Origin of the sequence: Kitasatospora sp. NPDC002551 (assembly GCF_040296005.1) — a bacterium.
Classification (GTDB): Bacteria; Actinomycetota; Actinomycetes; order Streptomycetales; family Streptomycetaceae; genus Kitasatospora.
Window position 1 is genome coordinate 1 of record NZ_JBEOWI010000067.1, and the last position, 14,205, is coordinate 14,205.

A 14,205-nucleotide genomic window follows, 5' to 3' on the forward strand; every position below is an offset into this window, starting at 1 on the left:
GCTCCCCCCTCGGCGCGCGGGGCCCCCCCGCCCCGCGGCGGCCCGGCCGCCGGCCCCCCCGGCCGGCGGGGGCTATCCGGCCCAGCCGGAGGTGCGCCAGGTGTTGACGCCCGGGCGCGGGGCGGCGCGCAGCCGGCGCGCGCGGTCGTTCCAGGCGGAGTCCGGGCCGGCGCCTGCGCGGCGGGCGGCCTCGGCGGCGGCCTGCGCGGCGGCGGCCCGGGCCTGGACCACCGCCAGGACGGTGGCCAGCTCCTCGGGGGTCGGCTGCCCGTGCAGCACGTGGATCGGGGCCATGCTCAATCCTCTCGCGGTCCTCCTGCTCGGAGCCACTACAGCGGGATGTTGCCGTGCTTCTTCGGCGGGAGCGTCTCGCGCTTGCCGCGCAGCGCGCGCAGCCCGCGGACGATGTGCCGGCGGGTCTCGCTCGGCGCGATGACGGCGTCCACGTAGCCGCGCTCGGCGGCCAGGTACGGGTTGAGCAGGGTGTCCTCGTAGGAGGCGATCAGCTCGGCCCGCTTCTCGTCGGCGGTCCCGGCCGCCTCGGCCTCGGCGATCTCCCGGCGGTGCAGGATGTTCACCGCGCCCTGCGCGCCCATCACGGCGATCTGCGCGGTCGGCCAGGCCAGGTTGAGGTCGGCGCCCAGGTGTTTGGAGCCCATGACGTCGTACGCGCCGCCGAAGGCCTTGCGGGTGATCACGGTGATCAGCGGCACGGTGGCCTCGGCGTAGGCGTAGATCAGCTTGGCGCCGCGCCGGATGATGCCGTCCCACTCCTGCTCGGTGCCGGGCAGGAAGCCGGGCACGTCGACGAAGGTGAGCACCGGGACGTTGAACGAGTCGCAGGTGCGGATGAACCGCGCGGCCTTCTCGCTGGCGGCGATGTCCAGGCAGCCCGCCAGGTCCATCGGCTGGTTGCCGACGACGCCGACCGGGTGGCCCTCGACCCGGCCGAAGCCGGTGACGATGTTGCCGGCGTACAGCGGCTGGGTCTCCAGGAACTCGCCGTCGTCCAGGACGTGCTCGATCACCTTGCGGATGTCGTACGGCTGGTTCGCCGAGTCCGGTACCAGGGTGTCGAGTTCGAGGTCCTCCTCGGTGACGGACAGGTCCGCCTCCTCCGGGAAGGACGGCGGGTCGGAGAGGTTGTTGGAGGGCAGGTACGACAGCAGGCTCTTGACGTACTCGATGGCCTCCTTCTCGTCCGTGGCCAGGTAGTGCGCGTTGCCGGACTTGGTGTTGTGGGTGCGCGCGCCGCCCAGCTCCTCCATGCCGACGTCCTCGCCGGTGACGGTCTTGATCACGTCGGGGCCGGTGATGAACATGTGCGAGGTCTGGTCGGCCATCACCACGAAGTCGGTGATCGCGGGGGAGTAGACCGCGCCGCCCGCGCAGGGGCCCATGATCAGCGAGATCTGCGGGATCACCCCGGAGGCGTGCACGTTGCGGCGGAAGATCTCGCCGTACAGGCCGAGCGAGACCACGCCCTCCTGGATCCGGGCGCCGCCGGAGTCGTTGATGCCGATGACCGGGCAGCCGGTCTTCAGCGCGAAGTCCATGACCTTGACGATCTTCTCGCCGAACACCTCGCCGAGCGAGCCGCCGAAGACGGTGAAGTCCTGGGCGAACACCGCGACCTGACGGCCGTCGACGGTGCCGTAGCCGGTCACCACGCCGTCGCCGTAGGGCCGGTTCCTCTCCTGGCCGAAGTTGGTCGACCGGTGCCGGGCGAACTCGTCGAACTCGACGAAGGAGTCCTCGTCCAGCAGTTCCGCGACGCGCTCGCGGGCCGTCAGCTTGCCCTTGGCGTGCTGCTTCTCCACCGCCTTGGCGGAGCCGGAGTGCACCGCCTCGTCGATCCTGCGCCGGAGGTCGGCGAGCTTGCCGGCGGTGGTGTGCGGGTCGTACGACGCCTCGGTCATTCCGGTGGCTCTCCCTGATCCTGGGCCGCGACCTGTTTTCGCGGGCGCGCGGGCCGGGTGGGGGCCGGCGCGGACGAGGGGTGCAGGGCGGCACAACGAACTACCGTTGGGTAGCGTAGCCAGCCCGGAGGCCGGGCGTAACGGCCGACCGTTATGGTCAGCGACACAGTGTTGCCGGGGCCCGTTGTGGGGGACGATGGATCGGCCTGGGCCCGTTCTAGGGTGACCACATGACCTCCGACACCCCCCGCCGCAGTGGACTGCGCGGCCTCGGCCACGCCGGGCCGTCGCCGTGGACCGACCTGGACCGCCCGCCGCTGGACGCCGCCGCGCTGCGCCGGGACCTGCTGCTCCCCGGCGGGCTCTGGACCTCGATCGACGTCGTCGAGGAGACCGGCTCCACCAACACCGACCTCGCCGCCCGCGCCCGCGAGGGCGCCCCGCAGGGCGCGGTGCTGGTCGCCGAGGCCCAGAACTCCGGCCGCGGCCGGCTCGAACGGCAGTGGAGCGCCCCCGCCCGCTCGGGTCTCTTCCTCTCCGTCCTGCTTCGCCCGGACGAGGTACCCGTCGAACGCTACGGCTGGCTGCCGATCCTGGTCGGCGTCGCCGCCGCGAGCACGCTGCGCCGGGTCGCCGAGGTCGAGGTCGGCCTGAAGTGGCCCAACGACCTCCAGGTGGAGATCGACGGCGCGGAGCGCAAGCTCGGCGGCATCCTCACCGAGCTGGGCGGCGGCGCGGTGGTCGCCGGCCTCGGCCTCAACGTCTCGCTGCGCGCCGCCGAACTGCCCGTCCCCACCGCCGGCTCGCTCGTCCTGGCCGGCGCCGCCGTCACCGACCGGGCCACCCTGCTGCGCGCCCTGCTGCGCGAGTTCGCCGAGCTGTACGGGGAGTGGACGGCCGCCGCCGGCGACCCGCACGCCAGCGGGCTGCTGCGGGCCTACGCGGAGCGCTGCACCACGCTGGGGCGGCCGGTGAAGGTCCTGCTGCCCGGCGACCGCGAGCTGCACGGCGAGGCGGTCGCGGTGGACGGGGACGGCCGGCTGGTGATCCGCACCCCGGACGGCGCCCGGCGGGCGGTCGGCGCGGGGGACGTCGTCCACGTACGCCCGGAGCCGCGCGCCGCGGGGTAGCAGGCCCCGCGCCGCGGCCGTCCCGCTCCGTGCGCCCGGCGGGAGCCGGTCCCGTGCGCCGGGTGGTCACCCCGTGCGTCCCCTTACCTCCCCTTGACCCGGGCGGATGCCCCGGATCGCGCGATTCCGTGCGAACATTCCACCTGGCAGCAGTGTGAGGCGCGCCACTGCCCGCCGGGTGGCGGGCGCGCCCCGCACGCAGGACACGAGGCGAGTGCGGCGACCGCACGGGGACGGACCGGTGGCAGAGGACGGCAGCAACGGCGGCGACAACGGCGCCGGAGGCAACGGCGGCCCGGCGGGCTCCGACGACCAGACCGTCGCCCTCGACCTCGAACGCCTGATCCTGGACGCGCCGCGCCGCTACACCCCGTACCAGGCCGCCCGGGCCGCCGACGTCCCGATGGAGCTGGCCACCCGCTTCTGGCGGGCGATGGGCTTCCCGGACATCGGGCAGTCCCGGGCGCTGACCGACGGCGACGTGATCGCGCTGCGCCGGCTGGCCGGCCTGGTCGAGTCGGGCCTGCTGAGCGAGTCGATGGCGATCCAGGTGGCCCGCTCCACCGGCCAGACCACCGCCCGGCTGGCGGGCTGGCAGATGGACACCTTCCTGGAGAACCTCACCCAGTCCGTCGAGCCCGGCCTGACCCGCGCCGACGTCGCCTACCCGCTGGTCGAGCTGTTGCTGCCGGAGCTGGAGCAGTTCCTGGTGTACGTCTGGCGGCGGCAGCTGGCCGCCGTCACCGGCCGGGTGGTGCAGGCCGCCGAGGACCACGAGATCACCAGCGGCCGGCTCGCCGTCTGCTTCGCCGACCTGGTCGGCTTCACCCGGCTGTCGCGGCGGCTGGAGGAGGAGGAGCTCGGCGAGCTGGTCGAGACCTTCGAGAACACCTGCTCCGACCTCATCGCCGGCCAGGGCGGCCGGGTGATCAAGACGCTCGGCGACGAGATCCTCTTCGTCTCCGAGGACCCGGTGACCGCCGCCGGGATCGCGCTCGGGCTGATCGAGGCGCTGGCCGAGGACGACACCATCCCCGCGCTGCGGGTCGGCATGGCCTTCGGCGCGGTCACCTCGCGGATGGGCGACGTGTTCGGCACCACGGTCAACCTGGCCAGCCGGCTCACCTCGATCGCGCCCAAGGACGCGGTGCTGATCGACGGCGAGTTCGCGGCCGCGCTGGAGCAGAACGGCAGTGTCGCGCCGCCCGGCGCGGACGGCCCGGGGCTCGCCGACGCGCTGTCGGCGGCGGCCGGGATGCCGCCGTCCGGCCCGCCGGCGCCGGACGCCGCCCACCGGTTCAACCTGCAGCCGATGTGGCGCCGGCCGGTGCGCGGGCTCGGGCTGGTCGAGCCGTGGCTGCTCTCCCGGCGCGCGCGCACCGAATAGCGCGCCCCGCCGCGCCCTCCCGCGACCTCCCGCGCCCTGCCGCGACACGCCGAACGGCGGACGGCCGTGGGGCGTTGCGGGTGCGCGGCCGCAAACAGGGCATAACCGAACGAATCCGCCATAGTCTTGGTGCAGGCGCCCCGATCCGATCGGCCGCGGGGGCGGCGCCGGCGGACGGGCAGGAACGGGTAGGTACCGGGTAGGAAGCGGCGGCGCCGCCCGAGGCCGTCGCCCGTGGGCGCGGGCGTCCGGGCGGACCACCAGCAGGACCGAGCACAGGGAGCGAGGCGAGCCGGTGAGCAGTGAGGCGATCATGGCGGACCGCGGCCGGACCCGGCAGCCGCAGCCCGCCGTCCCCGAGCCCGGGCCCGCCCCGGGGGACGGTCCGGTCGCCGACGCGCGGCTGAAGGCCGTGGTCGGACTCGCCCAGGACATGGCCGGCGCGCTCACCCCGCTGGAGGCCGTCCGGGCCGCGGCGGCCCGCGCCACCGAGGCGCTCGGCGCGACGATGGCCGCCGTCTCGGTCTGGGACCGCGAGTCCGGCCGGCTGCGGGTCCTGGTCAACCACGGTGAGCTCGCCCCGGGGGAGGAGGAGCTGCCCGAGGACGAGTCCTACCCGGTGGCCGACTTCCCGGAGATCGTCACGTACCTGGAGGAGCGCTGGACCACCGGCCGGCTGCCGCGCGCCTGGGTGCAGACCGCCGACAACAGCCAGCCGCACGCCGGGCACGCGCATCCGACCGCGGGCGCGTACTGCCAGGAACGCGCCGCCGCGCTGCGCCGGCGCGGGCGGGCCTGCTGCGTGGTCGCGCCGATCGTGCTGCACGGGCAGGCCTGGGGCGAGCTCTACCTCGCCCGCACCGAGGGGATGCCCGCCTTCACCGAGGCCGACGCCGACTACGCGACCCTGCTGGCCGCCCAGGTCTCGGCCGGCCTGGCCCAGACCGAGCGCCTCGCCGACCTGCGCAGGCTCGCCTTCTCCGACCCGCTCACCGGTCTCGCCAACCGGCGCGCGGTGGACGCCCGGCTGGAGAGCGCGATGGCCGCGCACAACCGGGACGACACCGTGGTCTCGCTGGTGGTCTGCGACGTCAACGGCCTCAAGCGGGTCAACGACCAGCTCGGCCACGAGGTCGGCGACCGGCTGCTGGAACGGTTCGCCCACCAGCTGTCGCTGGCCGCCGCCAAGCTGCCCGGCAGCCTCGCCGCCCGGCTCGGCGGCGACGAGTTCTGCCTGCTCGTCGAGGGGCAGAAGGCCGACGAGGTGGTGGCCGTCGCCGAGGAGCTGTGCGCGCGGGCGCTGGCCCTGGCCGAGGGCGAGGGGGTGGCCTGCGGGGTCGCCTCCACCGGGGACTCGATCGGTCCCGTCACCACCGCCGACCGGCTGTTCCGGCTCGCCGACGCCGCCCAGTACCGGGCCAAGGCCGCGCGGTCCGCCCACCCGGTGGTGGCCGGGCGCAGCCACGGTCCCGGCTTCGCCCCCGACCCGACGGTGCTGCTCGCCGACGCCGCCGACCCGCAGCACCGCGGCGACGGCCGGTTCCGCCCCGGCGGCCGGGCCGGGGCCGGGGACCGGCGGCGGTTCCGCGGCGCCGCGCACAGTGCCGACCCGGGGCAGCTGCTCACGGCGGTGCTGGCCGCGCTCGACCGGCAGGCCGCGGTGCGGGCGGTGCACCCGGCCGACACCATCGGCAAGCTCGCGGTGGTGGCCGAGACCTCGGCCCGGCTGCTGGACGCGGTCGGCTGGTGGATCTCCTACGTGCCGCCCGGCTCGCAGCTGATGCGCACCGCGCGGCACGCCGTCTACCGGATGACCAGCGGGCCGAGCAGCAGCCGGGCGGAGACCCAGCGCGCCCAGATCGAGGCCCCGGACGCCGTCTTCGACCTGCGCCACTACCCGATGACGCGGCGGGCCGTGCGCGGCGGCGCCTTCGCGCTGCGGGCGGGCGCGGCGGGCAACGACCCGGCGGAGGAGGCGATGCTGGTGGTCTCCGGCTACCGCGGCATGGTCGCGGCCGGCGGCCGGAACGCGGCGGGCGGCTGGCTGCTGGAGCTGTTCGCCGACGACGCCACGCTGCCGCTCGGCCAGGTGACGTCCGCGCTGCGCGCCCTGGTGGCGGTGGCGCTGGCCGGTCCGGCCTCCCCGCCGGAGGGCTGAGGGCCCGCTCGCCCGGCCGCCCGGCCGGGGAGTGTGCTGCTCCGGTGACCGGTGTGTTCCGGGCCGGTCGCGGTGCGGCCGAGGGGGTGGGCGCGGCGGGGCGCGCGTGGGAAGGTGTCGGCGGTTGGCGGGCCGTCGGGGCGCCGCCGGATCGGACGACGGGGTTGGTTGCTGTGCGTGCTCGGTTGACGGGTCTGGTTCTCTGCGGGGTGCTCGCCTTCGGCGGCGCCGTGCCGGCGGCCGCTCAGGCGGCCCCGGCGGCTCCCGCCGCGCCGCGGGCGGCGGCGGTGGGCACGGTCGGTGCGGCGGGTGCGGCGGCAGGCGGCGGGGCCGTCCAGGAGGTCCGGGCCGGGGTGACGGCGGACCGGCACGGCACCACCCGGCTGGCCAAGGACAAGTCCAAGAAGAAGAAAAAGAAGAAGGGCCTCGGCAGGTTCCTCGGCCTGATCATCGGCGCCGTCGCGGTGCTGCTGGTGGTCGTGCTGGTGATCGTCGTGGTGCTGATGCTGCGCCGCCGCAACCGGTCCTGAGCCGGGGCCGGTCCCGGCTCAGCCGCCGGCGGTGCCGAGCGCGGCCAGCAGGGCCGCCACCACCTGGTCCGCGTAGCCGGCGTCGAGCGGGCCCAGCCCGTGCAGCCAGCGGTAGTACAGCGGGCCGTAGAGGAGTTCGAGGGCGAGGTCGAGGTCCGCGTCCGCCCGCAGCTGCCCGGCCTCCCGGGCGGCCCGCAGGCGGTCGCGGGTGACCTCCAGCAGCGGGTCCAGCAGCCGTTCGCGGTACTCGCGCAGCAGGCCGGGGTCGGTGAGGACCTCGGCGGTGAGGGCGCGCCCGGTCCGGTTGAAGGCGGGGTCGGCGAGTTCGAGGGCGGTGAGCCGCAGGACGGTCCGCAGGTCCTCGGCGAGGTCGCCGGTGTCGGGCAGGGCGAGGCTGCCGGAGGCGTTCTCGTTGGCGGCCAGGAAGGCGTCGAAGACCACCGCACCCTTGGACGGCCACCAGCGGTAGATGGTCTGCTTGCCGACGCCGGCGCGGGCGGCGATCTTCTCGATGGTGAGCCTGCCGAAGCCGATCTCGCCGAGGAGTTCCGAGGCGGCGGTGAGGATCGCCGTGCGGCTCTGCTCGCTGCGGCGGCTGGGGTCGGGGGTGTTCTGCGGTCTGGCCATGAAGGCCATCCTACGAGCTGACGAGACGATCCGTATCGTCTTGACAGTTCGCCCCGGACGGAGCATTCTTGTGGAACGTCAGCGAGACGAACCGTCTCGTCTCGTAATCTCCGAGAGGAACACCGGGATGACCCGCCGCTCCGCCCACGTCGTCATGGCCTCCATCCCCGCCCACGGCCACGTGAACCCGAGCCTCGCCCTGATCACCGAACTCGTCGCCCGGGGCCACCGGGTCAGCTACGTCAACGACGCGTCCTTCGCCGGGACCGTCACCGCCGCGGGTGCCGCGCTCGTCCCGTACCCGGCCGCGCTGCCGCTCGACGGAGACCCCTCGGGGTGGCCGGAGGACCCGGTGGCCGTCCAGGACGTCTTCCTCGACGACGCCCTCGCGATGACCCCCGTCCTGCAGAAGCTCTTCGCCGAGGACCGCCCCGACCTCGTGCTCTACGACATCGGCGCCTTCGCCGCCCGGGCGGTGGCCGAGGCCCACGGCGTGCCGGTGGTCCAGCTCTCGCCCACCATGGTCGGCTGGGAGGGCATCGAGCAGGACATGGCCGGCGTCTTCGAGGCGCTGCGCACCGGCCCCGGCGGCCCCGAGCACTACCGGCGGTTCGCCGACTGGCTGGCCGGGACCGGCGCCGCCGTCCGGGACGTCGAGCAGTTCAAGAACCGCCCCGCCCGCGCGCTCGCGCTGATCCCGCGCGCCCTGCAGCCCAACGCGGACCGGGTCGACACCGGGCGGATCACCTTCGTCGGCCAGTGCTTCGGCGACCGCTCGCACCAGGGCCGCTGGGAGCGGCCCGCCGGCGACCGGAAGGTGCTGCTGGTCTCGCTCGGCTCGGCCTTCACCGACCGGCCCGCCTTCTACCGGGAGTGCCTGGAGGCCTTCGGCACCCTGCCGGGCTGGCACCTCGTCCTGCAGATCGGCAGCCACACCGACCTCGCCGCGCTGGGCGAGGTGCCGGAGGGCGTCGAGGTGCACCGCTGGGTGCCGCAGTTCGACGTGCTGGCGCAGGCCGACGCCTTCGTCACCCACGCCGGCACCGGAGGCGCGAGCGAGGGGCTCTACCACGGCGTGCCGATGATCGCGGTGCCGCAGGCCGTCGACCAGTTCGCCAACGCGGACACCCTGGTGGCGCTCGGGGTGGCCCGGCGGCTGGACACCGAGGACGCCACGGCCGCCGCGCTGCGGGCCGCGCTGCTGGAGCTGACCGGCGACCCGGCGGTGGCCGGCCGCCTCGCCGCGCTGCGCGCCGAGGTCCGCGCCGAGGGCGGCACGGCGCGGGCCGCGGACCTGGTCGAGGCGGAGCTGGGGTGAGCGCCGGTCAGAGGATCCGGTCGGGGCGGGTGTAGACGTTGGCGCCCTCGCCGCGCAGGAAGCCCACCAGGGTCAGGCCCAGCTCCTCGGCGAGGTCCACGGCCAGCGAGGACGGCGCCGAGACGGCGGCCAGCAGCGGCGCGCCGGCCAGCGCCGCCTTCTGGGTCAGCTCGAACGAGGCCCGGCCGCTGACCAGCAGCACGTGCCCGGTCAGCGGCAGCCGGCCCTCGCGCAGCGCCCAGCCGACCACCTTGTCCACCGCGTTGTGCCGCCCGACGTCCTCGCGGACGCAGAGCAGCTCGCCGCCGCGCCCGTCGAACAGACCGGCGGCGTGCAGGCCGCCGGTGGAGTCGAAGGTCCGCTGGGCGGCGCGCAGCCGGTCCGGCAGCCCGTACAGCAGCGCGGGCGGGACGGTCAGCGGGTCGTCGCCGACCGCGTGGCGCACATGGGTGCGCACGGCGTCCACGGTGTCCCGGCCGCACAGGCCGCAGGCGCTGGTGGTGAGCAGGTTGCGGTGCGCGGAGAGCGGCAGCGCCCGGGCGGCGCCGCGCGGGGTCGCGTCCACCACGTTGTAGGTGTTGGCGCCGTCCTCGTCGGTGCCGGCGCAGTAGCGCAGCGCCGCGAGGTCCTCGGCCGAGTGGACGATCCCCTCGCCGACCAGGAAGCCGGCCACCAGGTCGAAGTCCTGGCCGGGGGTGCGCATGGTGACGGTGAGCGGCTCGCCGCCCAGCCGGATCTCCAGCGGCTCCTCGGCGGCCAGTGCGTCAGGCCGGGTGCTGCGCCCGTCCCCGCGCAGCCGGACCACCCGCCGCCGTGCCGTCGCCCGTGTCATCGCCCGCCCGCCTCTCCGTGCGCCGCACCCGGCGCCGCGTCGTCCGCCTCCCCACAGCGTGCGCCACGGGGCGGGATATCCGAAAATCCTGGTGACCGGCCGGTGCGGTGGTCGGCTTTCCATCGCGCCGGGATGGTTGTCATATCTTCATTCACCTGGTGAGATGGTGTATATGGATATGCACAGTGCTGCGGCCCCCCACGCGCCGCTCGTCCAGGTCGGCAAGGCCGACGTCAGCGCCGAGGACGTGCTGGCCGTCGCCCGGGGGAACGCCCGGGTCGAGATCGGCCCCGACGCGCTCGCCGAGATGGCGGCCGCGCGCGCCCGCATCGAGGCCCTGGCCGCCGAACCGCGCCCCGTCTACGGCGTCTCCACCGGCTTCGGCGCCCTCGCCGTCCGGCACATCAGCCCCGAGCTGCGCGCCCAGCTGCAGCGCTCGCTGGTGCGCTCGCACGCCGCCGGGATGGGCCCCGCGGTCGAGCGCGAGGTGGTCCGCGCGCTGATGTTCCTGCGGATGAAGACCCTCGCCAGCGGCCGTACCGGCGTGCGTCCGCTGGTCGCCGAGACCATGGCCGCCATCCTCAACGCCGATATCACCCCGGTGGTCCGCGAGTTCGGCTCGCTCGGCTGCTCCGGTGACCTCGCGCCGCTCTCCCACTGCGCGCTCGTGCTCATGGGCGAGGGCGTGGCGACCGGCCCCGACGGCGCCGAGAGGCCCGCTGGCGAACTGCTGGCCGCCGCCGGCATCGAGCCCGTCGAACTGCTGGAGAAGGAGGGCCTCGCCCTCATCAACGGCACCGACGGCATGCTCGGCATGCTCGTGATGGCCATCGCCGACCTGCGGCGCCTGTTCACCACCGCCGACATCACCGCCGCGATGAGCCTGGAGGCGCTGCTCGGCACCGACAAGGTGCTCGCCCCCGAGCTGCACGCCCCGATCCGCCCGCACCCCGGGCAGGCGCTGTCCGCCGCCAACATGCTGGCCGTGCTCAAGGGCTCCGGCCTCACCGGCCACCACCAGGACGACGCGCCGCGCGTCCAGGACGCCTACTCGATCCGCTGCGCCCCGCAGGTGGCCGGCGCCGGGCGCGACACCCTCGCGCACGCCCAGCTGGTCGCCTCCCGCGAACTCGCCGCCTCGGTCGACAACCCGGTGGTGCTGCCGGACGGACGGGTCGAGTCCAACGGCAACTTCCACGGCGCCCCGGTCGCCTACGTGCTGGACTTCCTCGCCATCGCCGCCGCCGACCTCGGCTCGATCGCCGAGCGCCGCACCGACCGGCTGCTCGACAAGGCCCGCTCGCACGGCCTGCCGGCCTTCCTGGCCGACGACCCGGGCGTGGACTCCGGCCTGATGATCGCCCAGTACACCCAGGCGGCGCTGGTCAGCGAGAACAAGCGGCTCGCCGTGCCGGCCTCGGTCGACTCGATCCCCTCCTCGGCCATGCAGGAGGACCACGTCTCGATGGGCTGGTCCGCCGCCCGCAAGCTGCGCCAGGCGGTGGAGAACCTCGGCCGCATCCTCGCCGTCGAACTCACCGCCGCCGCGCGGGCCCTGGAGATCCGCCGGCAGGCCGGCGCCAGCGGCGACCTGGCCCCGGCCACCGCCGCGGCGCTGGCCGCCGCCCGGGCCGCCGGGGTGGGCGGCGCCGGGCGCGACCGCTTCCTGTCGCCCGACCTGGAGGCCGCGGCCACGCTGGTCGCCTCCGGCGATCTGGTGCGGGCGGTCGAGCGGGTCACCGGGCCGCTGGCCTGACGGACGGCCCCGGCGGAGCGGGTGGGCGGGACGGTGGACCGGACCTCAGTCCCAGTCGCTCCCGCTCCGCGGGGCCGACGGACGGCCCGCCTCCTCGCGCCGCTCGGCCAGCGCGGCGGAGAAATTGACGCCGACGATGCCGCCCCAGCAGACCAGCAGACCCCAGAAGCCGGCGGCGCCGGCCGCGATGCCGGACAGCGGGATGCCCAGCGCCATCGAGACGATCGGCAGCCGCACGCCCGAACGGCCGGGGCGGCGCGGGTGGTGGCCGTACCCCGGCGGGCCGTAGGGGCGGCCGGCCGCGGCCGGGTGGCCGTACCCGTCGGCCGGACCGAGCCGCTCACCGACCCGGCGCTCCACCCGGGCGTCGAGGCGCGCGTCGAGCCGCGAGAGGAAGGAGTCGAGGAGTTCCGACTCGTATTCCGGGCCGAGTTCCTTGCGGGCCTGCACCGTGGCGTCCAGATCGCGCTTCAGGTCGTGCTGGCTGGTGTCCATGGACACCAGCCTGCGCCCGGCGGGGCGGGCGGGTCCACCCGGTTCGCCGGGAATCCGGGCGGTCTCAGGGGGATTTCAGGGTCACCCCGAGGCCGCCCGCGCCCCTCGGCGGGTCCGCCGTCCGGAGGCCTGGGCGGGCGTCCCGGCCGAGTCTCAGCCGGCGTTCCGTCGTACGAGACGTCTTTGCCAGCGGCCGCCCGCTGCTGCACAGTCATCCGAACAGCTCCCACCCGGAGGTACCGCCATGACCGCCACCGAGGACGCCGGCACGGTCGGTCCCTCCGCCCGGCTGCTCCAGCTCTTCGAGGGGCACCGGCTCACCCCCACGCAGCGGCGGATCGCGCACTCGCTGGTGCGGCACGCCACCGAGGCGCCGTTCCTCTCCAGCGTCGAGGTCGCCGAACTGGCCGGCGTCAGCCAGCCGTCGGTGACCCGCTTCGCGGTGGCCCTCGGCTACGACGGCTACCCGGCGCTGCGCAAGCAGCTGCGCGAACTCGGCGCCGGGGAGCCGGCCACCCCCGAGACCCCGGCCGACGCCGTGCGCAACGAGCACCAGCAGGCCGTGCTCGCCGAGATCGAGCACCTGCGCCACCTCGCCGAACTGCTCGCCGACCCCGAGCCGGTCACCCGCGCCGCCCGGCTGCTCGCCGCCTCCCGGCCGCTGCCCGTCCTCGGCCTGCGCGCCGCCTCCGCGCAGGCGCGCGGCTTCGCGTACTTCGCCGCCAAGGTGCACCCGGACGTCCGGCTGCTCGACGAGGGCGGCAGCATGCTCGCCGACCGCCTCGAACAGGCCACCGCGGCGGGCGCGAGCGTGCTGCTCTGCTTCGCCCTGCCGCGCTACCCGCGCGAGCTGATGGACGCCCTGGCGGTGGCCCGCGACTGCGGACTGACCGTCGTCACCGTGGCCGACAGCGTCTTCGCGCCGGTCGCCAAGCTCTCCGACCTGATGCTGCCGGCCGCCGTCGGCACCGGGCTGGTCTTCGACACCGCCTGCGCGCCGATGATGCTCGGCCGGGTGCTGCTGCAGCGCATGTGCGACGAACTGCCGGGCGCCGAGGCCCGGTTGGAGGCCATCGAGCAGTCGGCGACGGCGCGCGGGCTGTTCCTGGAGTAGCCGGCCGACCGGCGCGGCTGCCGGATCAGGCTTCGAGGGTCCGGCGGATCCTCTCCAGGGTGGTCCGCATGCCCGCCCGGTTGGCCGCCGCCCGCCGCTCCGGACGGACCCCGGTGAACACCCTGCCGAGCAGTTCGGCGACCGGTGCCCCGCGCCCGGTCCGCAGGTCCCGCCAGTACTCGGTGAGGGTGGTGCCGCCGTCCCCGCCGGGCGCGATGCGGTAGCCCCACTGGGCGATCGGCAGCCCGAACGACTCCACCCGGAAGGCGAACTCGCGACCGGGCTCGGCCGTCGTCACCCGGCAGGTGGTGAACCAGACGTACAGGCCGCGGCGGTTGAAGCCGACGAACCGGTCACCGGCCCGCAGCGGGCCCCGGCGGGCCCACACCGCCCGGCACTCGGGACTCCACTCACCGGTCCGCCGCACCGTGCTGACAGCGCGGTAGACCACCGCCGGCTCCACCGCCACGCCGACGCTCTCCTCGATGCCCCACTCGCGGTCCATGCCCGACCTCCCCGTCCGGATCGCGGCCCGTGCGCCGCCCCGGTGACCGTACCCGCAGGTTGGCGATCCGCCCAGGGCGGGCATCACTCCAGTCAGGGGGTGCCGCCATGCGCGTGATCCACGAGATGAAGTTCGTCGGCCGGCTCGCCTCCGGAGCCGACGAGTGGTCCTGCCCGACCTGCGGACGCCGCGTCACCCTGCGCCGTCTGCCCGATCCCGAACTCACCGTCCTCGACCCGGGCGACCAGGCCGTCGTCCACGTCGGCGTGATCGAACCCGACGCCCGCGCCGCCGCCGTCGCCGAACAGTACGGCCTCGGCCCCGTCCAGGAGATCCCCCGCCCGCCCCGTCCCTCGGCCCCCGACGAGGCCGACCGCCGCTGGCTGGAGGAGATCGGCATCCACTGGGACGACGACGCCGCGGCGTGACGGGAG

At 75.4% G+C, this 14,205-nt stretch carries 13 protein-coding genes and 1 pseudogene; 8 read left to right on the forward strand and 6 right to left on the reverse strand.

Annotated features, from left to right (window positions below; genetic code table 11):
• Window positions 1-72: 72 nt before the first annotated feature.
• Together ABT093_RS35215 and ABT093_RS35220 are read right to left on the reverse strand one after the other, a co-directional pair.
• Window positions 73-294, reverse strand: coding sequence for an acyl-CoA carboxylase epsilon subunit (locus ABT093_RS35215; protein ID WP_350571276.1), 222 nt, complete (start codon window positions 292-294; stop codon window positions 73-75).
• A 35-nt stretch (window positions 295-329) separates the two neighbouring features.
• A complete protein-coding gene (locus tag ABT093_RS35220; RefSeq protein WP_350571278.1) occupies window positions 330-1,919 on the reverse strand; it encodes an acyl-CoA carboxylase subunit beta in 1,590 nt (529 codons plus the stop codon).
• A gap of 230 nt (window positions 1,920-2,149) precedes the next feature.
• Between ABT093_RS35220 and ABT093_RS35225 the strand changes: the two genes are divergently transcribed.
• From ABT093_RS35225 to ABT093_RS35240, 4 genes and pseudogenes are all read left to right on the forward strand, one after another.
• Entirely contained in the window at window positions 2,150-3,049 is a 900-nt protein-coding gene (locus ABT093_RS35225) for a biotin--[acetyl-CoA-carboxylase] ligase (RefSeq protein ID WP_350571280.1), read from the forward strand.
• A gap of 106 nt (window positions 3,050-3,155) precedes the next feature.
• A complete protein-coding gene (locus tag ABT093_RS35230) occupies window positions 3,156-4,436 on the forward strand; it encodes an adenylate/guanylate cyclase domain-containing protein (protein ID WP_502884385.1) in 1,281 nt (426 codons plus the stop codon).
• A 433-nt stretch (window positions 4,437-4,869) separates the two neighbouring features.
• A pseudogene (locus ABT093_RS35235) lies at window positions 4,870-6,012 on the forward strand (GGDEF domain-containing protein); the annotation flags it as partial.
• 767 nt (window positions 6,013-6,779) lie between these two features.
• A complete protein-coding gene (locus tag ABT093_RS35240) occupies window positions 6,780-7,124 on the forward strand; it encodes a hypothetical protein (protein WP_350571283.1) in 345 nt (114 codons plus the stop codon).
• 18 nt (window positions 7,125-7,142) lie between these two features.
• Here the strand turns inward: ABT093_RS35240 and ABT093_RS35245 are convergent, their stop codons facing one another.
• A complete protein-coding gene (locus ABT093_RS35245; protein WP_350571285.1) occupies window positions 7,143-7,751 on the reverse strand; it encodes a TetR/AcrR family transcriptional regulator in 609 nt (202 codons plus the stop codon).
• 127 nt (window positions 7,752-7,878) lie between these two features.
• On the opposite strand from ABT093_RS35245, the gene ABT093_RS35250 reads away from it, so the two are divergent.
• A complete protein-coding gene (locus ABT093_RS35250; RefSeq protein ID WP_350571286.1) occupies window positions 7,879-9,069 on the forward strand; it encodes a macrolide family glycosyltransferase in 1,191 nt (396 codons plus the stop codon).
• Between the two features lie 7 nt (window positions 9,070-9,076).
• Here ABT093_RS35250 and fdhD read toward each other — a convergent pair whose 3' ends face one another.
• On the reverse strand, window positions 9,077-9,901 hold the full coding sequence (fdhD, locus tag ABT093_RS35255; RefSeq protein WP_350571288.1) for a formate dehydrogenase accessory sulfurtransferase FdhD: 825 nt from the start codon (window positions 9,899-9,901) through the stop codon (window positions 9,077-9,079).
• A 178-nt stretch (window positions 9,902-10,079) separates the two neighbouring features.
• On the opposite strand from fdhD, the gene hutH reads away from it, so the two are divergent.
• Window positions 10,080-11,657: a histidine ammonia-lyase gene (gene hutH / locus ABT093_RS35260; RefSeq protein WP_350571289.1), complete on the forward strand. Its 1,578-nt coding sequence runs from the start codon at window positions 10,080-10,082 to the stop codon at window positions 11,655-11,657.
• Between the two features lie 45 nt (window positions 11,658-11,702).
• On the opposite strand, the gene ABT093_RS35265 is transcribed toward hutH, so the two are convergent.
• The gene (locus ABT093_RS35265) at window positions 11,703-12,152 is read right to left on the reverse strand and encodes a hypothetical protein (protein ID WP_350571290.1); all 450 of its coding nucleotides are present in this window, start codon (window positions 12,150-12,152) and stop codon (window positions 11,703-11,705) included.
• A gap of 244 nt (window positions 12,153-12,396) precedes the next feature.
• On the opposite strand from ABT093_RS35265, the gene ABT093_RS35270 reads away from it, so the two are divergent.
• Window positions 12,397-13,266, forward strand: coding sequence for a MurR/RpiR family transcriptional regulator (locus ABT093_RS35270; RefSeq protein WP_350571292.1), 870 nt, complete (start codon window positions 12,397-12,399; stop codon window positions 13,264-13,266).
• Window positions 13,267-13,291: 25 nt separating this feature from the next.
• On the opposite strand, the gene ABT093_RS35275 is transcribed toward ABT093_RS35270, so the two are convergent.
• Window positions 13,292-13,771, reverse strand: coding sequence for an SRPBCC family protein (locus ABT093_RS35275; protein ID WP_350571294.1), 480 nt, complete (start codon window positions 13,769-13,771; stop codon window positions 13,292-13,294).
• Window positions 13,772-13,878: 107 nt separating this feature from the next.
• On the opposite strand from ABT093_RS35275, the gene ABT093_RS35280 reads away from it, so the two are divergent.
• Window positions 13,879-14,199: a hypothetical protein gene (locus tag ABT093_RS35280; RefSeq protein WP_350571295.1), complete on the forward strand. Its 321-nt coding sequence runs from the start codon at window positions 13,879-13,881 to the stop codon at window positions 14,197-14,199.
• The last annotated feature ends 6 nt before the right edge of the window (window positions 14,200-14,205 follow it).